29 protein-coding genes and 2 pseudogenes are annotated in these 25106 nt (G+C 64.6%); 9 read left to right on the top strand and 22 right to left on the bottom strand.

Annotation, left to right across the window (positions count from 1 at the left end; translation table 11 throughout):
* Nucleotides 1–258: 258 nt before the first annotated feature.
* The 7 genes from H0W47_RS08495 to H0W47_RS08465 form a co-directional block, all read right to left on the bottom strand.
* Nucleotides 259–1518 (bottom strand): anthrax toxin-like adenylyl cyclase domain-containing protein, encoded by a 1260-nt coding sequence (locus H0W47_RS08495; RefSeq protein ID WP_296923102.1) that lies wholly within the window; start codon nt 1516–1518, stop codon nt 259–261.
* A gap of 206 nt (nt 1519–1724) precedes the next feature.
* Nucleotides 1725–2984 carry a putative Na+/H+ antiporter gene (locus H0W47_RS08490; RefSeq protein WP_296923099.1) on the bottom strand — a complete coding sequence of 420 codons (1260 nt, stop codon included), beginning with the start codon at nt 2982–2984 and terminating at the stop codon, nt 1725–1727.
* Nucleotides 2985–3083: 99 nt separating this feature from the next.
* A complete protein-coding gene (locus H0W47_RS08485; protein WP_296923096.1) occupies nt 3084–4091 on the bottom strand; it encodes a metal-dependent hydrolase in 1008 nt (335 codons plus the stop codon).
* A gap of 153 nt (nt 4092–4244) precedes the next feature.
* Nucleotides 4245–4724 carry a GAF domain-containing protein gene (locus H0W47_RS08480; protein WP_296923093.1) on the bottom strand — a complete coding sequence of 160 codons (480 nt, stop codon included), beginning with the start codon at nt 4722–4724 and terminating at the stop codon, nt 4245–4247.
* A gap of 29 nt (nt 4725–4753) precedes the next feature.
* Nucleotides 4754–5182, bottom strand: a complete 429-nt coding sequence (locus H0W47_RS08475) for a helix-turn-helix transcriptional regulator (RefSeq protein ID WP_296923090.1) — start codon at nt 5180–5182, stop codon at nt 4754–4756.
* Between the two features lie 60 nt (nt 5183–5242).
* Nucleotides 5243–6076 carry a hypothetical protein gene (locus H0W47_RS08470; RefSeq protein WP_296923087.1) on the bottom strand — a complete coding sequence of 278 codons (834 nt, stop codon included), beginning with the start codon at nt 6074–6076 and terminating at the stop codon, nt 5243–5245.
* Between the two features lie 90 nt (nt 6077–6166).
* Nucleotides 6167–7522: a hemolysin family protein gene (locus H0W47_RS08465; protein ID WP_296923084.1), complete on the bottom strand. Its 1356-nt coding sequence runs from the start codon at nt 7520–7522 to the stop codon at nt 6167–6169.
* A gap of 23 nt (nt 7523–7545) precedes the next feature.
* On the opposite strand from H0W47_RS08465, the gene H0W47_RS08460 reads away from it, so the two are divergent.
* Nucleotides 7546–8406 carry a symmetrical bis(5'-nucleosyl)-tetraphosphatase gene (locus H0W47_RS08460; protein ID WP_296923081.1) on the top strand — a complete coding sequence of 287 codons (861 nt, stop codon included), beginning with the start codon at nt 7546–7548 and terminating at the stop codon, nt 8404–8406.
* A gap of 58 nt (nt 8407–8464) precedes the next feature.
* On the opposite strand, the gene H0W47_RS08455 is transcribed toward H0W47_RS08460, so the two are convergent.
* The 3 genes from H0W47_RS08455 to H0W47_RS08445 all read right to left on the bottom strand — a co-directional run bounded on the left by H0W47_RS08455 (nt 8465) and on the right by H0W47_RS08445 (nt 12191).
* Nucleotides 8465–9436, bottom strand: a complete 972-nt coding sequence (locus H0W47_RS08455; protein ID WP_296923078.1) for a YihY/virulence factor BrkB family protein — start codon at nt 9434–9436, stop codon at nt 8465–8467.
* A gap of 97 nt (nt 9437–9533) precedes the next feature.
* Nucleotides 9534–10994 carry a DEAD/DEAH box helicase gene (locus tag H0W47_RS08450; RefSeq protein ID WP_296923076.1) on the bottom strand — a complete coding sequence of 487 codons (1461 nt, stop codon included), beginning with the start codon at nt 10992–10994 and terminating at the stop codon, nt 9534–9536.
* A 327-nt stretch (nt 10995–11321) separates the two neighbouring features.
* A complete protein-coding gene (locus H0W47_RS08445) occupies nt 11322–12191 on the bottom strand; it encodes a neutral zinc metallopeptidase (RefSeq protein WP_296923073.1) in 870 nt (289 codons plus the stop codon).
* Between the two features lie 95 nt (nt 12192–12286).
* On the opposite strand from H0W47_RS08445, the gene H0W47_RS08440 reads away from it, so the two are divergent.
* Entirely contained in the window at nt 12287–12961 is a 675-nt protein-coding gene (locus H0W47_RS08440; protein ID WP_296923070.1) for a DUF4136 domain-containing protein, read from the top strand.
* Nucleotides 12962–12967: 6 nt separating this feature from the next.
* On the opposite strand, the gene H0W47_RS08435 is transcribed toward H0W47_RS08440, so the two are convergent.
* Nucleotides 12968–13381, bottom strand: a complete 414-nt coding sequence (locus tag H0W47_RS08435) for a hypothetical protein (protein WP_296923068.1) — start codon at nt 13379–13381, stop codon at nt 12968–12970.
* 471 nt (nt 13382–13852) lie between these two features.
* On the opposite strand from H0W47_RS08435, the gene pcp reads away from it, so the two are divergent.
* Entirely contained in the window at nt 13853–14518 is a 666-nt protein-coding gene (gene pcp / locus H0W47_RS08430) for a pyroglutamyl-peptidase I (protein WP_296923066.1), read from the top strand.
* On the opposite strand, the gene H0W47_RS08425 is transcribed toward pcp, so the two are convergent.
* Nucleotides 14515–14742 (bottom strand): hypothetical protein, encoded by a 228-nt coding sequence (locus tag H0W47_RS08425; RefSeq protein ID WP_296923063.1) that lies wholly within the window; start codon nt 14740–14742, stop codon nt 14515–14517. The two genes, pcp and H0W47_RS08425, sit on opposite strands and share 4 nt — an antisense overlap.
* Before the next feature lie 219 nt (nt 14743–14961).
* The gene (locus H0W47_RS08420; protein WP_296923060.1) at nt 14962–15321 is read right to left on the bottom strand and encodes a hypothetical protein; all 360 of its coding nucleotides are present in this window, start codon (nt 15319–15321) and stop codon (nt 14962–14964) included.
* Between the two features lie 290 nt (nt 15322–15611).
* Here H0W47_RS08420 and H0W47_RS08415 point away from each other — a divergent pair, with 290 nt between their 5' ends.
* Nucleotides 15612–16535: a delta(1)-pyrroline-2-carboxylate reductase family protein gene (locus H0W47_RS08415; protein ID WP_296923058.1), complete on the top strand. Its 924-nt coding sequence runs from the start codon at nt 15612–15614 to the stop codon at nt 16533–16535.
* Nucleotide 16536: 1 nt separating this feature from the next.
* On the opposite strand, the gene H0W47_RS08410 is transcribed toward H0W47_RS08415, so the two are convergent.
* Complete coding sequence (locus tag H0W47_RS08410; protein WP_296923055.1) at nt 16537–16668, bottom strand: hypothetical protein; 132 nt, start codon at nt 16666–16668, stop codon at nt 16537–16539.
* On the opposite strand from H0W47_RS08410, the pseudogene H0W47_RS08405 reads away from it, so the two are divergent.
* The 4 genes and pseudogenes from H0W47_RS08405 to H0W47_RS08390 all read left to right on the top strand — a co-directional run.
* Nucleotides 16637–16768 (top strand): annotated as a pseudogene (locus H0W47_RS08405) (universal stress protein); the annotation flags it as partial. The gene H0W47_RS08410 and the pseudogene H0W47_RS08405 sit on opposite strands and share 32 nt — an antisense overlap.
* Nucleotides 16769–16792: 24 nt before the next feature.
* Nucleotides 16793–17215, top strand: coding sequence for a universal stress protein (locus H0W47_RS08400; protein ID WP_296923051.1), 423 nt, complete (start codon nt 16793–16795; stop codon nt 17213–17215).
* 47 nt (nt 17216–17262) lie between these two features.
* Nucleotides 17263–17904: a hypothetical protein gene (locus H0W47_RS08395; RefSeq protein ID WP_296923047.1), complete on the top strand. Its 642-nt coding sequence runs from the start codon at nt 17263–17265 to the stop codon at nt 17902–17904.
* Entirely contained in the window at nt 17901–18251 is a 351-nt protein-coding gene (locus H0W47_RS08390; RefSeq protein ID WP_296923044.1) for a hypothetical protein, read from the top strand. The genes H0W47_RS08395 and H0W47_RS08390 overlap by 4 nt, the downstream gene beginning before the upstream one ends.
* 61 nt (nt 18252–18312) lie before the next feature.
* Here the strand turns inward: H0W47_RS08390 and dcd (H0W47_RS08385) are convergent.
* Nucleotides 18313–18393, bottom strand: a pseudogene (gene dcd, locus H0W47_RS08385) (dCTP deaminase); the annotation flags it as partial.
* A 179-nt stretch (nt 18394–18572) separates the two neighbouring features.
* On the opposite strand from dcd (H0W47_RS08385), the gene H0W47_RS08380 reads away from it, so the two are divergent.
* A complete protein-coding gene (locus H0W47_RS08380; protein ID WP_296923041.1) occupies nt 18573–18854 on the top strand; it encodes a hypothetical protein in 282 nt (93 codons plus the stop codon).
* Between the two features lie 200 nt (nt 18855–19054).
* On the opposite strand, the gene dcd (H0W47_RS08375) is transcribed toward H0W47_RS08380, so the two are convergent.
* From dcd (H0W47_RS08375) to H0W47_RS08345, 7 genes are all read right to left on the bottom strand, one after another.
* Nucleotides 19055–19627 (bottom strand): dCTP deaminase, encoded by a 573-nt coding sequence (dcd, locus tag H0W47_RS08375; RefSeq protein WP_296923039.1) that lies wholly within the window; start codon nt 19625–19627, stop codon nt 19055–19057.
* A 101-nt stretch (nt 19628–19728) separates the two neighbouring features.
* Nucleotides 19729–21027 (bottom strand): guanine deaminase, encoded by a 1299-nt coding sequence (gene guaD, locus H0W47_RS08370; protein ID WP_296923106.1) that lies wholly within the window; start codon nt 21025–21027, stop codon nt 19729–19731.
* A gap of 55 nt (nt 21028–21082) precedes the next feature.
* On the bottom strand, nt 21083–21445 hold the full coding sequence (locus H0W47_RS08365) for a 6-carboxytetrahydropterin synthase (RefSeq protein ID WP_296923036.1): 363 nt from the start codon (nt 21443–21445) through the stop codon (nt 21083–21085).
* Entirely contained in the window at nt 21442–22074 is a 633-nt protein-coding gene (gene queE / locus H0W47_RS08360) for a 7-carboxy-7-deazaguanine synthase (RefSeq protein ID WP_296923033.1), read from the bottom strand. The genes H0W47_RS08365 and queE overlap by 4 nt, the downstream gene beginning before the upstream one ends.
* Entirely contained in the window at nt 22071–23159 is a 1089-nt protein-coding gene (locus H0W47_RS08355) for a BMP family ABC transporter substrate-binding protein (protein ID WP_296923030.1), read from the bottom strand. Before H0W47_RS08355 ends, queE begins: the two co-directional genes overlap by 4 nt.
* A 243-nt stretch (nt 23160–23402) precedes the next feature.
* A complete protein-coding gene (locus tag H0W47_RS08350) occupies nt 23403–24857 on the bottom strand; it encodes an NAD-dependent succinate-semialdehyde dehydrogenase (protein WP_296923028.1) in 1455 nt (484 codons plus the stop codon).
* Nucleotides 24858–24868: 11 nt separating this feature from the next.
* Nucleotides 24869–25078 (bottom strand): hypothetical protein, encoded by a 210-nt coding sequence (locus H0W47_RS08345; RefSeq protein ID WP_296923025.1) that lies wholly within the window; start codon nt 25076–25078, stop codon nt 24869–24871.
* Nucleotides 25079–25106: the final 28 nt, after the last annotated feature.

Raw genomic sequence — 25106 nt, 5'->3', positions numbered from 1 at the left:
GAGCTCGGCGCTATGGCGCCGACGTGTCTTCCTGAACTCTTTCATGGTGTCCACCTAAATTCATTGGTGGACACCATCGTTGCCGCTTACGCGCTCAAACTCAAGAAGGGGTTGGCCAGACGCTTACAGTTAACCTTCAACCACGGACTTCCTCAGAATCATTGGTACGGCGAGAGGGGGCAGGTCAGTGTTTACGTTGATTCCCCAATGCTGAAAAATATTACTCCGGCTGTTTTCATACGCCCCGCGGAGGGCCGTTTACTGCTGACCGTTTATCGTGTGTGCAGCGCGACGACAAGAGTTCGCGAGATCCGTAGCAAGGGAAATAGTCAACGCGGCAGGAAATTGGGGAAACTCATCAGCATGGTGCCTCCCATTTATAAATTGAACGACATCCGACACCGTCCCCAACAAATTGCGGCAGAAAGTGATGCGAGCGGGACTTGCGGTCAATTTTTCCTTGCCGAGGTCGTCGTTGTGATGGAACATGTCGCCGCCCTTGTAGCCGTTGGCGCGGATGCGGCGGTTCATCTCGCGGGCGGTGTGCAGGGTCAGCCCGGAGATGTTGCCCTTTTCACGGTCTTCGGTGTAGCTGCCATAGACATGGTGGGTGCGCGCGACGGCCTGTTTCATCGTCGCTTTCTGGAGCTGGCCGACGCGTGACTTGATGCCTGCCGATACGCCGGGCATGGCCGCCGAGAACACCTGCAGTTGCCGGTCCATGCCGTGTTTGGCGAGAGAGCGCGTGCTGGCCACGCTGGAGTTGCGCTTGGGGAACACGCCCCACAAATCGTAGTCGCCGGTGCAGCAGCGGCGGTGCGGGTCCAGCGGACTGCCGCTGGGCGCGGTGTTGGCCATGCCGCGCACCAGCGTCCACTGGCCGCCGTCGGCCAGCGTCACGGTTTGTTCGCCGAGCTGGAAGTTGTTGCGGTGCAGGATGCCCCAGGTTGCGCTGCTGCCGGTCTTCAGATCGACCAGGATGAACATCAGGCGGCCGAAAGGCGAGTCGCATTCGATACGCGCGCCATCACGCACCTGGTCAAAGTGGATGACGTTGTAGCGCTTGAGGTAGTCCAGCCGCGCCCTGGACAGCTTGAGCACGTCGGCCGCGGCCATCGACGAGTGCCGCAGCCCCGCCTGGGCGGCGCGGCCGCCGGCGTCGCTGGCCTGGAAGCCGGTGTCGCTGCGCGCGTGGTCGAAAAAGTTCTTCTGCTTGTTGTAGGCCGCAATCGAGTTGCCGTCGCCGAACTTGGAGTACTGGATGTCCGACATCGCAAAGCCGGTAAACGGCCCCCAATCGCAGCTCTTGGCCTTGATGCCGAAACCCTTGGACGAGTAGCCTTCGTCCAGCAGCTGGATGCCGGCGGGTGTCGCGCAGCGCGAGATGACGATGCGCTCGAAGTCGTTGGCGACCGACTGGATTGCCAGCCCGTGCGAAGGATGAAATCCGGCGCGCTCCAGGATGGCGCCGGTGGGTCCGGGTATTTTCCAGACATCCGATTGGGTGATTTTTGGCATGGCGTTGTCCGCTTCTGTTGGGCGATGGGCTGCCAGCGGTTCTAACATGCGCGCCGGCGAAGTCAAGCGCGCCGATGTACTGCCGGGGCGCAGGGGCAAGCCACATGGCTGCCCCTGAGTATGAAACAAATTCGGCCGCAGGGCCCGCCAGTGCTGCGCCGGCGGCTATCAATAAAGGAGCAATCGGCGCGGCGCCGGCCTTGCCTTCAGAGAAACAGGAAGGCCGCTGCCGCCACCGCCGTCGGCCCCAGCGCACCGAGCAGCAGACCGCCGGCGCCCACGGTCTCGTCGGTGAAGCCGCGCTTGAGCAGCGCCACGCCGGCCGGGTTCGGCGCATTGGCAATCACGGTGAGGCCGCCGCCGGCCACCGCGCCGGCCACCAGCATGTACTTGGATTCGTCGGAGATGCCTTCGATCAGCGAGCCGAGGTAGGTCAGCGCCGCGTTGTCGGTGATGGCGGTCAGGCCCAGCGAACCCATGAACAGCGCCAGCGGTTTCAGGCTGGAGACAATTGGCTGCAGCCACCAGGCCTGCATGCCTCCCAGCACCACCAGCCCGGCGAGGAAAAAGCCGACCAGCAGCGCCTCCTTGATGATCAGCGGGCTCTGGTGTTTGTCATAGGCCTGCGTGAAACCGAGAAAGAGCAGGAAGATCGCCAGAAAGGCCACCGGGTGGTGCGCCATCAAAACGACCGCAGCCAGCAGGCCGATGTGCACGGCAACGACGGAAAGCGGCACCCGCTCCTCCCCGCCCGCGGGCGTCGCCTGCGTTTGCAGGTGGCGGCGCAGCACAAAGGTCGCCGCCGTGGCGTTGATCACCACCGCAATCGCCGCCTTCCAGCCGAAGTTCGCCGCCATGAAGGCGCTGTCCCACTGCCAGGCTGCGGCCACCATCAGCACCGGCGGTGCTGCATAGGCGGTCAGGGTGCCGCCGATCGAGACATTGACGAACAGCACGCCGAGGGCGAAGTACTTCACGCCTTCGGGCACGGCGGTGCGGAAGATCTGCGGCGCCAGCATCAGCGCGGCAATCGTCATCGCGGCCGGTTCGGTGATCAGCGAGCCGAACAAGGGCACGGCAGCCAGACCCAGCCAGGCGGTAGCCAGCGGTGTGGACACCGGCACATGGTGCGCCGCGGTGTTGACCAGCGCCATGACCGCGCGCAGCACCGGCCGCGACGCGGCGATGACCATCACCACAAAAACGAAGAGCGGCTCGGTGTAGTTGCGTGATTCAGCGTAAGTCAGCGCTTCGCTGCCACCCATCAGCAAGGCCATGCTGAGGACCAGCACGATGGCCCAGAAGCCGAAAACAACCTCGACCTCGCCGAGCAGGTGAAACAGCCCGGCATGGCGGGGATAACGGTGGGACAGCCGCTCGAACTGTTTGGCGGCAAAGGTGTGCAGCAGGGCCACCGCAAAAATCACGGCGGCGATGATCTGGACGTGCTGGGGGATGGAACTCATGGGCGCAGGTACTCCGCGTGGCGGCCCGACCGACGCATACCTGCCCTGGCGCGAATGCGCTGACACCCGCCTGTATTTTAACAGGCGTCCCGGCAGCTCTCAGCGCGGCGGTGGGACCGGCTCGCCCCACATGCGCCGCCACAGCCAGGGCAGCGCGGTGGCCACATCGGGGCGCGCACTTTGGAGCGTGGGCACATGGCTGTTTGCCGCGCGCTCCTGCTCCGTGCCCAGGTCGAAGTGGAAGGTATAGGCCGGCTCCTGGCCCATGCGCAAGTCGGTCACAAACAGGTAACCGCCGCTTTCGGACACGCGGTAAAAGCCGTGACTGAAGGCTGCCATACGCGTGACGTAAGGATTGTTGGCGTGTTGCGTGGCCAGCGCCGCGCCGCGGTCGTAGGCCGTCCAGACAATGCGCGGCGAGGCATCGAGCAGCGAGTAGTGCCCTTCAAGGTACTGCGTCGGCGTCATGACCACCAGCCGCCACAGCAAGGTGTTGAAGGGTGCGGGCGTGACCAGCAGCGACTGGGCAGCGATGCCCTCAGCCTGCAGCGAGGCGCGCGCCACCTGCGTGGCCTGCTGCTGCGCGACCACGCTCCAGACCAGGTACAGACTGCTGAGCACCAGGCCGCCGGCATTCCAGCGCAGGCCCCGCGTGCTTTTGAGCCGCAGCGCCGCGATGACGCCGACGATCAGCGGCACGGTGTACAGCGGGTCGATGATGAAAACGCTGCCGACACCATACGGGTAGTTGGTGAAAGGCAGCAGCAGCTGTGTGCCGTAGACCGTCATCGCGTCGAGCAGCGGGTGTGTGATCAGCACCAGCCAGATCGCCAGCCACCAGCGTTTGAACAGCGCCGCCTCGCCATGGATGCGCGAGACAGCCCAAGCCAGCAAGGGTGCGACCAGCGTCAGCCAGAACAGCGCATGGGTTTCGGCACGGTGCAGCGTCATGTCGAGCACCGCGTTGCCGTGGTCAATGAAGGCGTCGAGGTCGGGCAGTGTGCCGCCCACAGCGCCCCACAAGGCGGCTTTCCAAACGGCGGTGCGCCGCCCCATCACGGCCACTCCAACCGCCGAACCAAGCGCAATCTGAGTCAGTGAATCCATGGCGGGCAGCTTAACGCAGGGTCTGCGCCCCCGTGCCTGCAGGGACTTGTCGCTGCAGCAGACCGTGACTTGTGAACGAAATCAGGCCTAAGCCCTTTCCAGTCAAGCGCCAACAGCTATCAAAATAGGAGCAAATGCGGGGCTGAAAACGCTTCAGGCGGCGCGCGCGCGTTTGGCCAGGACTTCCATCGCCGCCAGACGCAGCGCTCCCAGCGTTTCAATCTGTGCTGCGGAGACTTCTTTCACACGCGTGTCATAAATGCACAGGGTACCGACGGTGTGCCCGTCAAAACGGAGGCGCGCAGAAGCGTAGAAGCGGATACAGGGCGCACCGATCACCATGGGGTGATCCGCAAAACGCGGGTCGGCCAGGGTGTCGGGGATGACCAGCAGGTCATCGTCACAGTGAAAGAAGATTTCGCAGAAGGAGGTATCGACCGGCGACTCTGCCTGCGATACACCTATGCTGGATTTGAACCAGTCGCGGTCTGCGTCGAGCAGGTTGACCAGCGAGATCGGCACATCGAAGGCCTGGGCCAGCGTTCGCGTCAGGTCGTCATAGACCACCTCTGCTGCAGTATCGAGCAGCGCCAGCCTGCGCAGGGCTTCCAGGCGTTCGTGGTTGTGACGCATGGACGAGGGTCCGGTTGGCCCAGTGGCGGTCATTTGGCCAATCCGGCGGCTGCCTGCTTCTTGCTCATGCTGCGCAGGGTCGCGATAGCCGCAAACTGGCTGGCGCGCGGCCGCGTCTTGCCGGTTTCCCATTTGTAGACCGACTGGTCGGACACCCCCAGCAATTTGCCGGCTTCGGCGGCTGACAGGCCCAGCCGTTTTCGCTGCGCCATCAGGCCGCTGGCACTGAAACGGAAGCTTCCGGCGGGTGGGGCCGCCTCGGCTTCGACGCTTTTGGCACCGGTCTGCTTGCCCAGCCGCCTGACCATCTGCTCCAGCGCTGCGATGCGGCGCTTGAGGGCGGCGATATCCGAGCGATGGCTGGCTGAGGACTTTTTCAGCAGCTGCGTGTCGGCGCGCACCTCCTTGCGGGCGACACGCGCGATTTCTTCCTTCAATACGCTTGCAATGTTGGGCATGGGCCTTTGTTCCAGAAAAAAAGAGTGCCTATCTTAAGACGCCGCCTGTCTCCTCCTGATTCACGGGCTTCGCGGAGTGGGGTCAGGCCACCGCCCGGCTCGCTCGAACACGCCTCTGGCCAGAGCATACAACGCCCAGAGCAGCAGCATCGGGATCACCACGGTTTGCAGCACAAAGACCACGATCAGGCGGATGATGTGTTCGATGGCCTGCTCGGCCGCCTGCTTGAGCTCTTCAAAGCGGGCCTTCACGTCGGCGTTTTCTGACAGCCAGCCCTTCATCCTGTCGAGCATGCCCGGGCTTTGTGCCACCGGCGGCGGGGCCAGCTTCGCGGCTTGCACAGATGTGCTGGCAATGCCCTGCTGGCTGGCCTGGTAGTCGGGCGCGAGGAATTTCTGCCACAGCAGGTCGGTGCCCAAGGTCACCACCGGAATCGCAAAACGCAGCATCAACACAATCACCAGCGCGCGCGACAGCCAGACGGGCACGTCCCGCTGCCGCACATACAGCCAGGCCCAGCCCAGCGCCACGACCGTCAGCGCCAGCGAGACAAGCCAGTAAGCACCCATTGCGATCAGCGCCTTTTGCACGCCAAAGGCCACGCTGGCGGCCAGCATCAGGGTGGAGAATTTTTCAATCAGGTCGTTGACCGGGTCCAGCAACTGGCCGGGCGTCAGGGTGACACCCACACCCAGCGGCTGCATCGACAGCTCGGTGCCCTGCGCCACCGAAATCACGGCGTTCAGTGCGCGGGCCGATGCAAAACTGATCAGCGCGCGTTTCAGGCCGGCGTCCACCTGTGCAGCCGCAGGCCTGTCCAGCGGCGCCCACCAGGCGCAGGCCACGGCGGCCAGCATGAAGAGAGCCAGGGCATATCGGCGAATGCGGGGCATGGCGGGTCCTTGAAAAAATCGCGAACAGAGGCAGGCTTGCCCTGAGCTGGAAGCAGCATACCGCGTCCGCGGCCACAGCCAAGCAGGCCCTCAGTCCCGGCCGGTGCCCGCGGGGTCCGATGTGCCGGGCAGGGCACTGACCAGCACCTTGTCGATGCGTTTGCCGTCCAGGTCCAGCACCTCGAACTCCCAGCCTGCAGCCTCGACCCTTTCTCCGACAGCGAGCAGGCGTCCAGAAACGCTTTGCAGTAAACCGGCGACGGTGTTGTAGCGCCCCTTGTCCTCGTCGGGCAGGTCGCGGATATCCAGCCTGGCCTTGAGTTCAGACACTGGCATCACGCCGTCGATCAGCCAGCTGCCGTCGGCGCGCTGCGTGGCCCAGGCGTCGACCTGGGCGCCCGGCTGCAGTTCGCCGGTGATGGCTTCGAGCATGTCCATCGGTGTCATCATGCCCTGCACCACGCCATATTCGTCAACCACAAACACGATGCGTGTGGACTGCTTGCGGAACTGCTCCAGCAGTTCCATGCCGGTCAGGGTTTCGGGCACAAACACCGCCGGTATGGCATAGGCTGCAATGCTGTCGTCCATGGTCGGCGTGGCGCCGGTGACCGTGCTTTCACCGGCGGGAAGGATCTGGCCGCGCGGCACCAGCAGCTTGGCCACGTTGACCACACCCACCACATCGTCAAGGCTGCCGCGGCACACCGGGTACCAGGAATGGCCGGTGGCGCCGGCCTTGGCAATCGCCTGCGCCAGGGTGTCGTTGGCGTCTATCCACTGGATCTCCGAGCGCGGCAACATCAGCGAGGTCAGCAGGCGGTCGTCAAGCAGGAACACGTTTTGCACCATCTGGTGTTCGTGCTCCTCGATCAGGCCGGCGTCCAGCCCTTCCTCCAGGCTGGCGGCAATTTCCTCGTCGGTCACGGTGCGCTCACCAGCGTTGTCCACCCGCAGCAGCTTGAGCACGGCGTGGGTGCTGAACGACAGCAGGCGAACAAAGGGCTTGGCGACGGTGGCCACCCACATCATGGGGCGCGAAACCAGACGCGAAACGGTTTCGGGGTAAAGCTGGCCAATGCGTTTGGGGACCAGCTCGCCGAACACGATGGTGATGAAGGTGATGATGGTCACCACCAGTGCCGTGGCCGAAATGTCGGCGGCACGCACCGAGGCCCCGAAGGACTGGATCCATGCCGACAAATCGTCGCTGAAGGCCGCCTCGCCGATGATGCCGTTGAGCATGCCGATGGACGTGATGCCCACCTGCACCGACGACAGAAACTGGGTCGGGTTGTCCAGCAGAGTCAGCGCCGCCGCAGCGCCCTTGTCACCCGATTCGGACATGGCATTGAGCCGCGCCTTGCGGCTGGAAGCCAGCGCCAGCTCTGACATGGCGAAGACGCCATTAAGCAACGTCAGGAAGGCGATGAGGATGAAATCCATGGATCCGCAGGCAGAATGAACACATGGCACTTTACATGATCGGCGACCTGCAGGGTTGCCACGAACCGCTGCAACGCCTGCTGCACAAGATCGATTTTTCTGCGAGCCGCGACACGCTGTACGTGCTGGGTGACCTGGTCAACCGCGGCCCGGACTCGCTGGCGGTGCTGCGCAGCCTGGCGCAGCTCGGCGACGCAGCGCAATGCCTGCTGGGCAACCACGACCTCAACCTGCTGGGCATTCGCCACGGCTTGCGCAAGCCGCACCGTGGTGACACGGTGCAGCAGGTACTGGACGCGCCGGACGGTGAAGCGCTGCTGGACTGGCTGCGGCATCGCCGCATGGCGATGTTTGAACGCGGCTGGCTGATGGTGCATGCCGGCGTGTTGCCCAGCTGGAGCGTGGTGCAGACATTGGCGCTGGCCGACGAGGTGGAGCGGGCGCTGCGCGGCCCCGACCTTGCCGGTTTTCTCAAGGGCATGTATGGCAACGCCCCCGACCGATGGGACGATGCGCTGCAGGGGCCGGAGCGCCTGCGCGTGATCGTCAACGCGCTGACCCGCATGCGTTTTTGCACGCCCGACGGCGCGATGGAGTTTGCCACCACTGGCGGCCCCCAGACCGCCCTGCCCGGCTACCTGCCCTGGTTCGAGGCGCCGGGCCGCGCCACCGCTGACACGCCGGTCGCCTTCGGTCACTGGTCCACACTGGGGGCAGACACGGCCGCTGCGGGGGGCGGTCTGCTGAACAACACCCTGCCGCTGGACACCGGCTGTGTCTGGGGCGGGTGCCTCACGGCCGCGCGGCTGGATGAGCGGGGCCAGGCGCCCGATGCGTTTGAGCTGATCACGGTGGGATGCGAGCAGGCGCAGGCGCCACACTGACACTTTCAAGTCTTTTGTGCCCGTAGCCCTGATGGAACGGGCGTTACTAGCTATGAAATCAGTAGCGCCTGGGCGCTGGCTGGGGCATGGACGCGGCAGGCCGCCCGGCCTCGGCCAGCGCGGCGGTTTCGGCTTTGCGAGCGGCCTTCAGGGCCGCTTCGTCCGACAGGCTGCGCGCCACGCTGGCCGACAACAGCAACACCGCCGATGAGAAATAAATCCACATCAGCAGCACCACCAGCGAGCCGGCGGCGCCATAGGCCGACACCACGGCGGCGGTGGACAGGTACAGCGCCATCAAATACTTGCCCAGCGAAAACAGGATGCCGCCGACGGTGCCGCCCAGCACCAGGTAACGCATGGGCGGCTTGGGCCCGGCGCTCATGCGCATCAGCGCCACAAACAGTCCGGCGCAAAACGCCATGGACACCGCCTCGTTAACCGCCAGCGCCACCCGTTCCAGCGGCAGGTAGGCGCCGGCCCAGCCGGTGAGAAACGTCAGCAACGCCGAAATCGCCAGCGAGGTCAGCAGCAGGAAACCAAACGCCAGGATGTAGGCGACGCCGCGCAAGCGCAGCGAAGCGCTGTACCACCACTTTTGCCGGGGCAGCTCGCCGGTGTCGCGTCGCCACAGGCGCTCGAAGGCGTCCTGCAGCTCGGCAAATACGCCAGTGGCGCCTGACAGCAGCAGTCCAAAAGCGATCAGCGAGGCCAGCAGCCCCTCGGCCGGTTTTTGCGCGCTGGTCAGCGCCTGTTGCACCAGTAGCGCGCCCTGTTCACCAATGACGTCGGTAATCTGCTGCACCAGCCGGGCTTCAATGTAGCTGCGGTCCAGCCACCAGCCCAACACGGCCACCAGCAGCACCAGCAGCGGCGCCAGGCTCAGGATGCCGTAAAACGACATGGCCGCGCTCATGCGCAGTCCGTCCGCGTCAATCCAGAGCTGGACCGCGCGCTTGATGGGGCGCAAAGGTTCGAAAAAGATCTTCAGGGAGGATGCCGGCGGCTCGCCGGCGGACGGAGGCGACATCGGCTCAGTGTACCGGGGCGCCGCCGGCACGGGCACCCATCGCCTGCGCGCGGACAGGTAAGTAGGTAGCTGCCGCTGTTCAGCGGCGAGCCGGACGTCAGACTGCTGTCTTGAACAGTGCCGCGACCTTTTTCTTGGGCTTGATGTTGGCCGACACGCTGCTGCGCGAGGACGTGCTTTTGGCGGCCTCTTCCCACGCCGGCTGGGCTTCGGCCGGCAGCGTTGATTCATACGGCTTGTCAAAGAAGGGATCGCGCTGGGCCGGCTGGCGGGGCGCGTATTCGCGGCGCTCACGCGGCTCACGGCGTTGTTCGCGCGGGGCGGCGTCAGTGTCGCGCGGGGCCTCATCGCCGGTCTCGCGGTACATGCGGCGCCCGTCGTTGATGCGGCCCTGTTCCTTGATGCGCGGCTGGTCTTCCTCGAACTCCATGGGTTCGAGCTCGATCTTGGTCTTGATGAGTTTTTCGATGTCGGTAACCAGGCGCTGGTCGCTGCTGGCGGCAAAACTCACGGCCAGCCCCGATGCGCCGGCGCGACCGGTGCGGCCGATACGGTGCACATAGTCTTCGGCGTTGAAAGGCACGTCGAAATTGAACACCGCCGGCACGTCTTTGATGTCCAGCCCGCGGGCCGCCACGTCGGTGCAGACCAACAGGTCAACCTCACCCTTCTTGAAGGCATCGAGCGCCTTGAGACGCTCGTCCTGGCTCTTGTCGCCGTGCAGTGCGGTGGTTTTCAGGCCCTCACGCTCCAGCGAACGCGCCAGCTTGGCGCAACCGAGCTTGCTGTTGACAAACACAAAGGCCTGCTTGATGCCGCGGGCCTTGAGGATCTGGTGCAAGGCGCGGCGCTTGTCGTCGGCGCTGACGCTGTAGAAATGTTGCTCGACATTGGCCGCCGTGGCGTTGGAGCGCGCCACCTCGATCGTCACGGGGTCTTGCAGGAAGCTGGCCGCCAGGCGCTTGATCTCGGGAGAAAAGGTGGCCGAGAACAGCAGGGTGATGCGCTGCTTGGGCAGATAGCTCAGGATGCGCTGCAGGTCCGGCAAAAAGCCGATGTCCAGCATGCGGTCGGCTTCGTCGAGCACCACGTACTCGACCTGATTGAGCACGGTGTTCTTGGCCTCGATGTGGTCCAGCAGCCGGCCCGGCGTGGCGACCAGCACCTCGACGCCTTTTTTGAGCTCCAGTGTCTGCGGCTTCATGTCCATGCCGCCAAACACCACCGCGCTGCGCAAGTTGGTGTATTTGGCGTAGAGCTTGACCTGCTCGGCCACCTGCACTGCCAGCTCGCGCGTGGGCAGCAGCACCAGCGCGCGCACCGGGTGGCGCGCCGGCGATGTGGAGGCGTTGTCGTGTTTGATCATGCGCTGCAGCAGCGGCAGCGCAAACGCGGCGGTTTTGCCGGTGCCGGTCTGGGCCGCGCCCATCACGTCCTTGCCCTGCAGCACGACCGGAATGGCCTGCTCCTGGATCGGGGTCATGGTTTCGTAGCCCATCTCGGCGACGGCGCGCGCCAGCGGTTCAGCCAGCGAGAGGTTGGAAAAAGAGGATGTCATAAAAAAAGCCCGACGTAGCTCCAGCGTGGTAGATGGCGGATGGTCGCGCGGGCCGGGACGGGTTTGCCGGGGCGCGTTGGGGGCCAACAGCGGCGCTGGTGGCAAAGGCGGCGCCACAGACAGCCGGATTGCGATCACGGATCGCGGGGCGTGTGCAGTGCTTCCTCAAGCCCGTATTGTCGCACTTTGGGCGAAATGCCCCGGCCAAAGCCGGGCAAGCCCAAGACGGCGCGCCGGGCACCCCCCGGTGGGTCGCTGCTCTGCCCCACAATGCTACTTATTTGATAGCTACTCACGCCCACTGGACGGGGGCTGAAGCCAGATTTCTTATAAAGTCCGCGCGCTGAAAGTGTCACAGGCCTTGACACTGCCCTGCTGCAGGCCATTGTTGAACCAGCGAGCCCGCTGGGCGCTGGTGCCATGGGTGAAACTTTCCGGCACGATCTTGCCGCTGCCTCCTTGCAGCGCGTCGTCACCGATTTTGGCCGCCGCGTTCATGGCTTCCTCGACGTCGCCCTGCTGCAGGATGGCACGAGCCCGTTGCGCATGGTTGGCCCAGACGCCGGCAAAACAGTCGGCCTGCAGCTCCAGCCTGACACTCATCGCGTTGTACTCGACCTTGCTGACCTGACCGCGCATCTGGTTCATCTTGCCAGTGATGCCAAGCAGATGCTGCACATGGTGACCTACCTCATGCGCGATCACGTAAGCCTGGGCAAAGTCACCGGGCGCGCCCAGCCGCTTCTGCAGGGTTTCGTAAAAGCCGAGGTCAATGTAGACCTTTTGGTCGGCCGGGCAGTAAAACGGCCCCATGGCCGCCTGGCCCTGACCGCAGGCGGTCTGGGTAGCCCCGCGAAACAGCACCAGTGCCGGTTCCCGGTAGGTACTTCCGCCCTTGGTGAAGATGTCCTTCCAGACGTCTTCGGTGTCGGCCAGCACGGTCGAGACAAAACCCGCCATCTTGTCATCGGCCGGCGGCCGCTGGGCCGGGCCCTGGACCTGCGCGGTCGGCGTGCCACCGCCGCTGAGCATGCCCAAAATGGTCATGGGGTTGATGCCGAAGATCCAGCCACCGACCAGCGCCACCACGATGGTGCCTATGCCGATGCTGCGGCCGCCCAACATGCCGCCCCCACCGGAGCCTGCGGCGCGGCGGTCTTCAACGTTGTCGGACTGGCGGTTGCCTTCCCATTTCATATGGTGCTTTCGTGTTTGGATTGTTCTGGGCTACTTTACTTGAGCGGCAGCTGCCGGCGGGGGAACAATGTCGTAGCACGCACAATCTACCGATCATGATTACCTTTTCCCGACTCCGCTTCGCGCTGGCTGCTCTGGCCACCGGCCTGCTGACAGCTTGCGCCAGTCCCATCGTCACGCAGGTCAGCAATTTCAACCAGTGGCCGTCAGACGCCACCGGCAGCAGCTTCACCTTTATCCATCCGCCATCCAGCCGGACGCAGCCGCCGCCCGAGCTGGAACTGGCGACCTATCAGGCATATGCCCAGCAGGAACTGGAGAAACTCGGCCTGCGCAAGGCGGCGCCTGGCCAGACCGCGCGCCTGCTGGTGGAGCTGGGGTGGGTCACGCAGCCACAAGAGCGCAGCTACCGGGAACCGGTCTACGACGACCGGCTGGTTTTTTACCCGCCCTACCGCAACGCCGCTGGCCAGTTGTTTCCGGGCTACTGGGCACCCAGCCGCTTCGGCCCGATCTACCTTGGCGACCGCATCGTGCCCTACACGGTGCAGTTCAACCAGATCAACCTGCGAATACTCGACACGCGGGGCGGCCCCGCCGGCCAGCCGCGCGCGGTGTTCGAGTCGCATGCGGTGTACGAAGGCCAGGCTGCGCTGCCGACGATGGCACCCTACCTAGTGCGAGCCGTTTTTGATGGTTTCCCGGGGCAGAACGGCCAGGTCCGCCGGGTCAATTTCGACCGGGAAACCGGGGCCGTGATCCGCAAGTAAGGCGGCTTACTCGAAGCGGACCGACAAGCCTGCGAGCTGCCCGGCCACCGGTCCTGCGCCGTCCACCTCGGTGTGCCAAGTCTGGCCCGGCAGCACCGGCCAGGCGTCGGTCAAGGTGCCGGTGGTGACCACATCACCCGCCTGCAGCACCGGCGCTCCGGCAAGCGCACGGATCTCTTTCACAAAATGCAGCAACGCCTGCAGCGGCCCGTCCAGCACGTTGGCGCCGGTGCCTTCGTCCCTGAGCACACCGTCGCCATAAAGCCTGAGCCGGATGCCGGCCAGCGCCTCGGCCAGCGCGTGCGGCGGGGTGCCGGGCGGCAGGTCCACCGGACGCCCGACCAGCAGCCGGCCGTGCAAACCCTCGTCGGCCACCGCCTGCGCGGCGCTGAACTTCCAGCCCGGAAAATGCGTGTGCACGATTCTCGAAGCCGTGCGCTACCCAGGCAATCGCGCCAACCAGTTGCGCCAGCGTACAGGAGGTCGCAGGTGCAGTACGCAGGCCGAACAGAATCTCGGGCTCGATGCGCGGTTCGCACAGGCCTGCGAGCGACAGCACGCCTGCGTTCGGTCCCGTTGCGCCGACGCGGATCAGGCTGCATTCCCAGACGGTTCCCCAAATTGGCGCATAAACCCCATAACGCGGCCAGATCGTTCGGTTGGTGAAACCAACCTTGTAACCGGCCGGGCGTTCACCCGCCGCGACACGCGCGGTGCGCACGGCGAGCGCTGCGGCATAGCCGGCAGGCACGTCGGCAGGAAAGCTGGCTGGCCAGGCAAGAGGACTGGCCTGCAGTCGGGCCGAGGAAATTTCGGCCGCGAGGCTGTCAGTTGAGAGGGTCATGCGGCGATGTTAGCCAAAACGGCGCCAGAGCTACGCACAATAGGCGCATGCGCACCTCCAACGCGGCCAGCCCGCCTCCCACCGTCCTGCTGACCGGGTTCGACCCTTTTGGCGGAGAAGCCCTGAACCCGAGCTGGCAGGCCGTCCAGGCGCTGCACGGACGGCGCATCGCCAGACACAGGGTGGTCGCCGCACAACTGCCCACGGTATTTGATGCCTCACTGTTGAAGCTGACGCACCTGTTGCGCGTGCACAGGCCGGCGCTGGTTATTTGCGTGGGGCAGGCCGGCGGGCGAGCCGCGATCTCGCTGGAGCGCGTGGCCATCAACGTCAATGACGCACGCATTCCTGACAATGCAGCAGCGCAGCCGGTGGATACGCCGGTGGTGGTCAACGGTCCGGCGGCCTATTTCACCAGCCTGCCGATCAAGGCCATGTTGCAGGCGCTGCAACGCGCCGGCCTGCCGGCCGAGGTCTCACAGACTGCCGGCACCTTTGTCTGCAACCATGTTTTTTACGGGCTGATGCACGCACTGGCAACGCGGCGCGGTTTTAAAAGAACACGAGGGGGGTTTATCCATGTACCCTGGCTACCCGGACAGGGTCTGCCCTGCATGGCAAGCGAGGACCTGGTGCACGGGCTGCGGCTGACAATTGCCACGGCGCTGACCACGGCCCAGGACATCGCCAAGGGCGCGGGGGCAGTCAGCTAGTTGGACGAAACCGGGGATTTATCACGCACCAAACGCCACATCAGCCAGGTGCCGATCAACGCATTGCACACGGCAAATACGCCAACAATGACCATGGCGAGGGTATTCAGGGGGCGGTTTTGCACAATCCAGGCCAACGCAGCAGAAAGCGAGTTGAGCGCTACCATCATCCAGAAGAGTGGATTGCGCGGCTGGAAAAGTCGGGAGAGCTTCATGGCGGTCATGCTAACCGCATTCAGGCGGCCAAGCGCCTGTCGGGATTGGGGCGTCGAAAGCGAAAAGCGGCCCCAGCGAAGACAGTTTTTGCCGGTTTTGCAGGCCCATAGCCCAGCTATAGGATAAAAAGACGGTGGAAAATGGACCGCTGCGGTCGATTTGCAGCCGACGATTCCCAAATCCGACAGACTCCCAGGTCAGCCGCAGGGACAGGTGTAGCGCAAGGCTTAGCGGTGAGCGCTGAAGGCCACGGGAATAAGACCCTGGCTGGAACCAGCGGCCACTGCCGTGCTGCGGGTGAAGCTGACAGTGTTGTCAGCGAGCGTTGTGCGATTTCCAGCAGCTGGCGAGGCCTCGGCCTGAATGATGCACTTGTTGAGTTTTGCGCCGCCCAGAGTTTCCATGCATTGAGCAATGGCGATTCGCTGCGTTGTCAGCGTGGACTCACGCAGTTCGGCCTTTTTGACTTGGCCGCCAGCAACCATCGCGATGCCCATCAGCATGCCGATCACCAACAACAAACCGACGCCGGCAAACATATATTCGCGCGGTACAGAGTGAATTTTTGGCGAGTGGTTGGTAAACATGAAAGGCTCCTGGTGGTGACTGGTTTGATCATAGGCAGCGCGCCCCGGCAGGCACCCCGGTGCACGGCGCGTGGCGCTGTAGGAGAAAGTCGCTGGCCGCATGCGCTTTCCGGCTTGAGGAAGCGCAGAACCAGCCCCCTGGAGGGCGCGATCAGCCGGGCTCGGGAGCTCTGCTGCGCTCAATCTCTTGCCAAGCCGACTATTGGCTGCGAAATCCGCCTTGGCAATCCCATCCCCATCCGACTTCCGCGCCTGCGCACGGACCCATTTGTCGCGTCCATAATCCCTGCATGAACGACACCCTCTCCTTGCTGGACGCCACCCAGACAGCAGCGCGGCTGCCCTATCCCGCCCTGGTGGCGGAGCTCGCCGCGCTGCTGGCTGACGAGTCGGTACAGGTGCCGGAACGGCTGGTCCAGCGGCTGGCCGGTGGGAGCAGCCTGTTTGTCATGCCGGCCATGGACAGCCGGCTTGCCATCACAAAACTGATCACTTTCACACCCGCCAATGCGGGCACTCCGCGCCCGACCATCCAGGGCGACGTGATGGTGTTTGACATCGCCAGTGGCGCTCGCCGCCTGGTGCTGGACGGGCCGACCGTCACCGCCAGGCGCACCGCTGCGGTGACCATGCTCGCGGCGCAGCGACTGGCACCCAATACCAGCGGGCCGCTGCTGATTGTCGGCGCCGGGGTGCAGGGTCGGGCGCACATTGAGGCATTTGCCGCTGGCCTGAGCATCAGCGAGGTGGTTATCGCCTCGCGCAGCGCTTCCAGCGCGTTGGCACTTGCAGAGCACGCCCGGTCGCTGGGCCTGCTGGCGCATGTGACGGACGATCCCAATGCCGCGCTGGCAGAGTGCCCGCTCGCCGTGACCTGCACCCCGGCCAGTGGCGTCGTGCTGCGGGCGCTGCCGCGACGCGATGGTTTCATCAGCGCGGTCGGGGCCTTCACCCCGGACATGGTCGAGCTTGGCGCCGAACTGTGCCGGCACATCGCAGAGACCGGCTCGGTAGTGGTGGACACGACCGATGCGCTTCACGAAGCCGGCGACCTGCTGCAGGCCGGGCTGGAGGTGGGCAGCTTCGCCACCCTGGCCGACGTCATCGGTGGCAGAGCCACGCGTCCCGCCGGCCCGGTGCTGTTCAAAAGCTGCGGCTGGGCCGGTTGGGACCTGGGGGCGGCGCGCACCGCTTTGCGCGCGGGAAAGCAGTGACTCAGACCAGCCCGCACCACTCGCCAAAGCGGTGAAAGGCGTCGGCCCACAGCGCCCAGGCCGCCGCCGCCAGCAGCCCGCCCGCCGCGCGTGTACCCCAGTCCAAAAAACACAAATGCGACCTGATCGTCATGGCCTCGCATGGACGCAAGGGCATCAAGCGCCTGCTGCTCGGCAGCGAGACCCAGCATGTCCTCACCCACAGCAGCGTGCCGGTGCTGGTGTTACGCTGACGGCTTTCTCACCAAGGAAACTTTATGAAAATAGTCTTCGCCGCCGACGGCAGCAAATACACCAAAAAGGCCCTGGCTTTTCTCGTCACCCACGAAAATCTGGCCGGTCCTGACGGCGAGGTCGTCATCCTCAACGTGCAGGCGCCGGTGCCCGGTCGTGTCAGCGGCATGCTTGGTTCGGCCGAAGTTGCCGCCTACCATGCCGAGGAATCACAAAAGGTGCTGGCTCCCATCGAGCGTTTTCTCAAGCGCCACAAGATTGCCTTCAAGACCGTGGCCGTTGTGGGCACACCCACCGCCGAGATCCTGCGCGCCACCAAAAAGGAAAAGGCCCACATGATCATGATGGGCACCCACGGCCACGGCTGGCTGGGCCGCGCCGTGATGGGCAGCGTGGCCCAGCGTGTGGTGACCGATGCCGAGGTGCCGGTGCTGCTGGTGAAGTAGCTACTTCCCCTGAAGCCAGCTTTCCAGAACTGTCGCAGTATTGGTTCATGCGAAACACCATCACGCACCCCAATCGCCGGCAGGCGCTGGCCACAGCAGCGGGGCTGATGGCCACTCCGCTGGCTTTTGCGCAAGCTGCCTCATCTACCGACGAGACCTGGCTGGACGCAAATCGCCAGCGCGCGGTGCCAGTGCGCATCCGCTGGCCGCAGGGCGCCGCGCCTGCGGATGGCTGGCCGGTGATCATTTACTCCCATGGTTTGGGAGGCTCGCGTTCTGGTGGAGAAGTGTGGGGGGAGGCCTGGACGCAGAACGGGTTTGTGGTGTTGCATTTGCAACATGGAGGTAGCGACATCGATGCGGTACGCGGTGTCAGCGGCGGTTTCGCGGATCGGGCGGCGCTGCGGTCAGTGGGCAATGCCACCCAGCTTTTGGCCAGGCTGCAAGACGTGGCGTTCGCGCTGGATGAAATGGCCAGGCGCAAGATGACCGAGAAAGCTTGGCGATCTGTCCGTACCGAATGGGTTGGCATGGCAGGTCATTCATTTGGAGCCCACACGACGCTCGGCATCGGCGGTCAGGCCTACCCCGGACAGCCGGGCTTGCGCGAGCCGCGTATCGCCGCGCTGATCGCCTTGTCACCTGCGCTGCCGGCCGAGAGTGATGGGTGCAGGCATTTGCAAACGTGACCCGACCCACTCTCTGCATTACCGGAACGCGGGACGAGGACGTGGCGGGCAACAATGCCACGCCAGACAGGCGCGCCGCCGTGTTTGGCGTTTTGCCAGCGGGCAACAAGGCAATGTTGTTGCTCAAAGACGCCGACCACATGACCTTTGCCGGCGCAACGGGCCGCGCCGCAAGCATACTGCCGCGCGAGGTGATCTCGAGTCAGTTACAAGTTCAACACCACATGCTGGTCACGCGCATCACCACGGACTGGTGGGGGGCACATTTGATCGGTGATGCGAAGGCCCAATCCCGTCTGCAAAAGCCGCAGGGGCTGGGCGCGCTGGGCGTCTGGCAGACCGGTTAGAAGGCATTGCAGCGTTTCGCATTGTTCCGCTGCGGGGTTTGCTTAAGCGTCGGGTTCTTTCTCACGCCCAGGGCAGCGTCACCCCGCTCTGCCCTTGGTACTTGCCGCCGCGGTCCTCGTAGCTGACCTCGCAGACGTCGTCGCGATAGACATTCTTGAGTTCCTGACGCCATTTTGGTATTGAGCGTGCCCCCCCCTTGGCGAGAGGCTTGTCACTCGCGCCTTGTCAATACCGAATCCGCCATAGTCGCCATACGGACTCGCCTATGGCGAATGAGCCGGCTCCCAGCACACTTGCCAAGTTGTGGTTGGAGGTTTTGCATGAAGTACATCCCCGCCCTGGCCTCAGCGCTACTCCTGCCGTGCGCGGCCTTTTCGCAGGGCACGACTGCGGATTTAAGCCTGCACGCCCAAGACCCCTGTCGCGCCGAGGTATCGAAGTTCGAGCGGGCCATCGGGTTCGTGCGGCAGCACCAGGGCAATCAGGCGGCGCAGGCGCTGAAGGAAAAGCTGCTGCCTGCCAAGCTGGAAAACGAATTGCTGTTCAAGGACGGCTACTGCGGGCTGGCGCGGCATCTGCGCGAGAAGGGATTGAACAAGTAGTAGTTGTCATTGCGGGCTTGACCCAATCCGTGCCTCAAGGGCCGACGTCTTCCCCGGCGCGGATGAATGCCGCATCCACTCCGGCATGACAACTGGGCGCGCTGGTGCTGCTTGTCAAGTAAGCGCCACATCAGGCCCCAGGGAAAAGAAACTGACCTTGTCAGCTTCTTTTTCTTGCAAAGGGGCGAGTGCCCGCGTCTTTACGCCCTGGGCAGCGTCACCCCGCTCTGCCCTTGGTACTTGCCGCCGCGGTCCTTGTAGCTGACCTCGCAGACGTCGTCCTTGTCACTTTCGAAAAACAGCACCTGCGCGCAGCCTTCACCAGCATAGATCTTGGCGGGTAGCGGCGTGGTGTTGCTGAACTCCAGCGTTACATACCCTTCCCACTCTGGCTCGAAGGGCGTGACGTTGACGATGATGCCGCAACGGGCGTAGGTGCTCTTGCCCAGGCAGATGGTCAGCACGTTGCGCGGGATGCGGAAGTACTCGACCGTGCGGGCCAGCGCGAAGCTGTTGGGCGGGATGATGCAGCTGTCGCCGTGGAAGTCGACAAAACTCTTTTCGTCGAAGTTTTTCGGATCGACCACCGTGCTGTGGATGTTGGTGAAGACCTTGAACTCGGGCGCGCAACGGATGTCGTAGCCGTAACTGCTAGTGCCGTAGCTGATGATCTTGCGGCCTTCGCTCTCACGGATCTGGCCCGGCTCGAAGGGCTCAATCATGCCGGTGGTCTCGGCCATGTGGCGTATCCATTTGTCGCTTTTGATGCTCATGTCAGGAAATTCCTCAGGTTGCCTCGATTGTAGGCAAGCCAGAACAGGCGCCGACCCGGGTTTGATTCGCTATACTTTTTATAGCTGCTTGCGCACGCCAGTTATGGGCCAGAGGCCGATTTGGCTTGAGAAATAACGACCTGTTCGATGACCCGGTCGTCGCCCAGCACGATCAGCGCGAACAGCAACTCGTCGAGGCTGCCGGCCTGCGCCGTCTTGCGCGCCAGCAGCGGGGTCGCCTGGGGATTGAGAATCACAAAGTCGGCTTCGCAGCCGGGCACCAGGTTGCCCACCACACCCTCCAGGCCCAGCGCCCGCGCCGCGCCGCCGGTATGTTGCCACCAGAGTTGCTGCGGGCTCAGCGAGACGCCAGCCTTGGTCTGCCCTTCCCTGCCCACGTAATAGGCCGCCAGCATGGTGTGAAAGGGGCTGAAGCTGGTGCCGCCGCCCACGTCGCTGGCCAGCCCATATAGAAAGCCGGTGCGGTCCGCCCCCAGGTAGTCGAAAAAACCGCTGCCCAGAAACAGGTTGCTGGTCGGGCTGACGGCCGCCGCCGTGCCAGTGCTACGCATCAGCGCGCGGTCTTCATCGTCGATGTGGATGCAGTGCGCGTAAACGGCGCGCGGGCGCAGCAGACCGAACTGTTCATACACGCTGAGGTAGCTGCGTGCTTGGGGGTAGAGCTCCTTCACCCAGGCGACCTCGTCCTTGTTTTCTGCCACGTGCGACTGGATCCAGACGTCGGCATATCTGGCGGCCAGTTGACCGGCGCCGCGCAGCTGCGCTTCGCTGCAGCTGGGCACAAAACGCGGCGTGATCGCGTAGCCCAGCCGGTCCACACCGTGCCAGCGGGAGATCAGCGCCTCGGTGTCAATCAGGCCCTGCTCGGTGTCATCACGCACGCCGTCGGGCGAGTTCTGGTCCTGCAGCACCTTGCCGGCGATCATGCGCAGCTTGCGGCGCTGCGCCTCGCCAAGCAGCGCATTGACCGACGCCGGATGCGAGGTGGCAAAAGCCAGCGCCGTCGTCACGCCGTGGCGCAGCAGCTCATCCACAAAAAAACTGGCCACCTCCGTGCTGTGCGCAGCGTCCGAAAACCGGCTTTCATGGGGAAAGGTGTAGTTTTCCAGCCAAGGCAGCAAGCCTTCGGCTGGCGAGCCGATCACATCGAGCTGCGGGTAATGGATGTGCATGTCCACAAAACCCGGCGCGATGATGCGGCCCGGCAGGTGGGTGATGTCCAGGCCGGGAAAACGCGGCGCGAGCGCGCTGTAGCTGCCCACAGCCTGCACTACCTGTCGGCCCGCGCTGTCGGGGCCGACCACCAGCAGACCGTCGGTCTCCAGCACGGCTTGCGCCGGATCGGCAAAGTAGAGGACGGAGGCGCGCCAGGCTTTCATGTTCACAAGAATACTGCAGTGGTCGGGCTTGCCCATAAGCCAGAGCCAATAAGGACTATAGGCTCCACATGCAACTGTCGCCCACGGACTCGCGCCACACCCGCACCGAACTCAGTGCCGGCAGGCGCGGCTGCAGCTTGTGGGCGATGAAATGGCACAGGTTTTCCAGCGTGGCCGGCCCCAGCCCAGCCACGTCGTCCAGCAGGTGGTGGTCCAGCAGTTGCCGGATCTGCTCAATTTCCAGCCGCACCAAACCCAGATCCATCACCATGCCGGAGTCCGGATCGGGCTGCCCGCTCAGAAAAACTTCGGCGTTGTAGGTGTGGCCATGCACGCGCCGGCTGCTGTCGGTTTCGATCTCGCGCCTGAGTGTGTGGGCCGCGTCGAAGAAAAACTTCTGGCTGATGGTGTACCTCATCGGATGCCTGTGATCTTGTGGGTCTGCAGGCTCAGGCGCCAGGCGGGCCGCTGCATGCACAAGGCAATGCAGGCCTGGGTGTTGCCTGCGCGTTCCGGGTTGTCCATGGGCTGAAGGTAGCGTTGGGTGAAGTTGGCGGCTTCCAGCTCTGCCAGATCAAACCCTGGTTGCGGCCATACCAGCTTGAGCTCCTGGCCCTCTCGCTGAACCCAGGGCGCACCCGCCTTCGGGCTGACGCAGAGCCAGTCTATGCCGGGGGGCGCCGCGATGCTGCCGTTGGTTTCCACGGCAATCGAAAAGCCGCGCACATGCAGAGCGGCTATCAAGGCGGCATCGAGCTGCAGCAGCGGTTCCCCGCCGGTCATCACCACCAGTCGATGCCCGGCACCGGCCGGCCACAGGGCTTCGATCTGACCGGCCAGCAACTCGGCGTCGGCAAACCTGCCGCCCAGTGTCCCGTCGGTGCCGACAAAGTCGGTGTCGCAAAACCGGCAGACAGCGGTGGCCCGGTCTTGCTCGCGGCCCGACCACAGGTTGCAGCCGGCAAAGCGGCAGAACACAGCGGGACGACCAGTGTTGCAGCCCTCGCCCTGCAGTGTGTAGAAAATCTCCTTGATCTGGTAGCTCATGGCGTTTTCGCCAGCCTTCCCTGCACGCCTTGCACCAGAAAGTTCATCCCAAGGATCTGCTCGTCCGTCAGCGTCTTGCCGGCGGCCAGCAGCTCGCGGCCCTCGTTGTCCAGCAGGGCGGTACGCGCATGGAAGGGGTGCAGCCTGCCATTGGCAATATCCCGCTGGCGCGCCAGCACTTCGTCTGCCACCTTCCTCGGCACCTTGGGGCCAAAGCTGTCGACGCGGATCATGCCCTCTTTCACGCCGCCCCAGACCGTGCCGCTTTGCCAGTTGCCGTTCAGCACCGCCTGCGCGCGCCGGGTGTAGTAGTCGCCCCACTGGTGCGTCACGGCCAGCACCTGGGCGTCGGGTGCGACTTTGCGCATGTCCGAGTGGTAGGCAATCGCCAGCTTGCCACGCTCCTGCGCGGCAGCCATCACGGCGGTGGATCCAGTGTGAAAGGTGATCACTTCGACGCCCTGGTTGAAGAGCGTCATCGCGGCATCGCGCTCACGCGGCGGGTCGAACCAGGCGCCCAGCCAGACCACCTTCACCGTCGCCTGCGGATTGACCGAACGCATGCCCAACGTGAAGGCATTGACGCCCTGAATCACCTCGGGAATCGGGAAGCCCGCGACATAACCGGCGCTGGACGCCAGCCGCCCGGCAGCGAGGCCCGCCAGGTAGCGGCCTTCGTAATAGCGCGCATTGGCCACCGCCACATTGGGCGCCGTCTTGTAGCCGGTGATGGACTCGAACTTCACGTTGGGAAAGTCCCTGGCCACCTTGAGCGTGGGTTCCATGTAGCCGAAGCTTGGCGTGAAGATCAACTGGTGGCCCTGCTGTGCCAGGTCGCGGATCACACGCTCGGCGTCGGCGCCCTCCGTGACGTTTTCAACATAGGTGGTTGTAACCCTGTCGCCCAGCGCCGCTTCGACAGCCTTGCGCGCGTCTTCGTGCTGGCGCACCCAGCCGGCATCCGTGATGGGGGCGACATAAACAAACCCGATCTTCAGCGGCGGCTTCACAGGCGCAGCAGTCTGGGTAAAAACAGGCGAAATAAAACAGGCGGCCGCGAGCGCGGCAGCGAGGTTTTTATACATGGTGGTCCTCTACATGGCCCCGAAAAATGAAAACCCCAGCGCGTCGGGACAGCACGCGGGTGAGGCACTATTTTAGCCGTTCAAGCTTTCCAGCGACGAAGCACCCCGCGAGGGCGGCCTGAAAGGCCTCGGAGCTGTCCCCTACCAGCCGGGGCCGCAGAACCGTCTTTGCCGGGCCGCAGGCGCAGCTCCCCCCCTCGGGGGGCAGGGAGCTACACGCTAGCAGCGACCTTGGGGCCAATTTCAGTCCAGCCCGCCGATGCAGGCGTACTTGAGCACCAAGTAGTCGTCGAGGCCGTAACTCGAGCCTTCGCGGCCGAAGCCGGATTCCTTGACGCCGCCGAAAGGCGCCCCCTCGTTGGACATGGCGGTGTCGTTGATGGCCACCATGCCGCACTCCAGCGCGTCGAGCATGCGGAAAATGCGCCGCATGTCGGCGGTGTAGACATAGGCAGCAAGACCGTAGGGCGTGTCGTTGGCCCAGGTCAGCACCTGCTGCTCGGTCTCGAAGCGGCAAACCGGCGCGACCGGGCCGAACACCTCGGTGGCCGAGATCCGCATGTCCTGCCGCACGTCGACAAGCACTGTCGGCGCATAGAAGGGGCCGTCGAGCGGGAGCCGCAGGCCACCGGTGAGCACGCGAGCACCCTCGGCCACGGCGCCATCGACCAGTGCCGCGACCCGCGCGAGTGCCTGCTCATGGATCAGTGGCCCCATCGCAACACCCGGTTCGCACGCCCTGCCGACCTGCAGCGCGGAGGATTTCTCCGCCAGGCGGGCACAGAAAGCATCGTGGACACGCGCCTGCACGAACAGCCGGTTGGGACTGATGCAGGCCTGGCCGGCGTTGCGAAACTTGGCCCGCAGCACGCCATCGACCGCGCGCTCCACATCGGCGTCATCGAAAACGATAAAAGGCGCGTTACCGCCGAGCTCCAGCGACAGCCGCTTGACCGTGCCCGCGGCCTGCTGCGACAGCAGCTTGCCGACGGCGGTCGAGCCGGTGAAGGACAGTTTGCGCACCAGCGGATGCGTCGCCAGCATCGTGCCGATCGCCTTCGGGTCGCCGGTGACGACATTGAGCACGCCGGACGGCAGGCCGGCCTGTTCGGCGAGCGCGGCCAGCGCCAGCGCCGACAGAGGTGTCGACTCGGCCGGCTTGAGGACCATGGTGCAGCCTGCCGCCAGTGCCGGCGCGCATTTGCGCGTAACCATGCTGTTGGGGTAGTTCCAGGGCGTGATCGCGCCGACGACGCCGATCGGTTCCTTGGTGACCAGCATGCGCTTGCCCCCGACCGGCGGCGGCAGCACGTCGCCCTGGATGCGCCGCGCTTCTTCCGCAAACCAGTGGAGATAGGCGGCGCCGTGCAGCACCTCGCCACGCGCCTCGGCCAATGGCTTGCCCTGCTCCGCGCTGAGCAGGGCAGCCAGCGCTTCGGATTCCTTCAGGATCAGCGCGTGCCACGCCATCAGGTGCGCCGCGCGCACCTGCACCGGCAGCGCGCGCCAGGCCGGGCCGGCCGCGTGGGCATGCGCGACGGCGGCGCGTGCGTCGTCGGCGCCCATGTCGGGCACCGTGCCCAGCAGGCGACCACCGGCCGGATCGGTTACATTGAAAACGCACCCGTCGAGCGCGTCTATCCATTGGCCGCGAAGAAAGGCCTTCCCCCGCAGCAGGTGCGCGTAGCTCGATGACATGAAGTGCTTCCTCAGGAAAATGACATGCCGGGATGGCGCATCAGGGGTTGGCCCAGCGCGCGGAACACTGGCATCGAAGTCGGCAGGTGGGCGTTCGCGGCAAGCGGATGCGGGGCGAAACGTGGGATCACCATCTCGGCAGTCGGGTCGATATGCAGCGCCTGCCCGTGGATGCTCTGCGCGGTGAAGCTGCCGTGCCGGTCGTGCGCGACCCACCACATGTTGCGGTAGCTCCAGCCTGCGAGCCGT

The organism is Polaromonas sp., from assembly GCF_013817205.1.
GTDB lineage: Bacteria > Pseudomonadota > Gammaproteobacteria > Burkholderiales > Burkholderiaceae_C > Polaromonas.
This window is presented reverse-complemented; position numbering and strand designations above follow the sequence as displayed.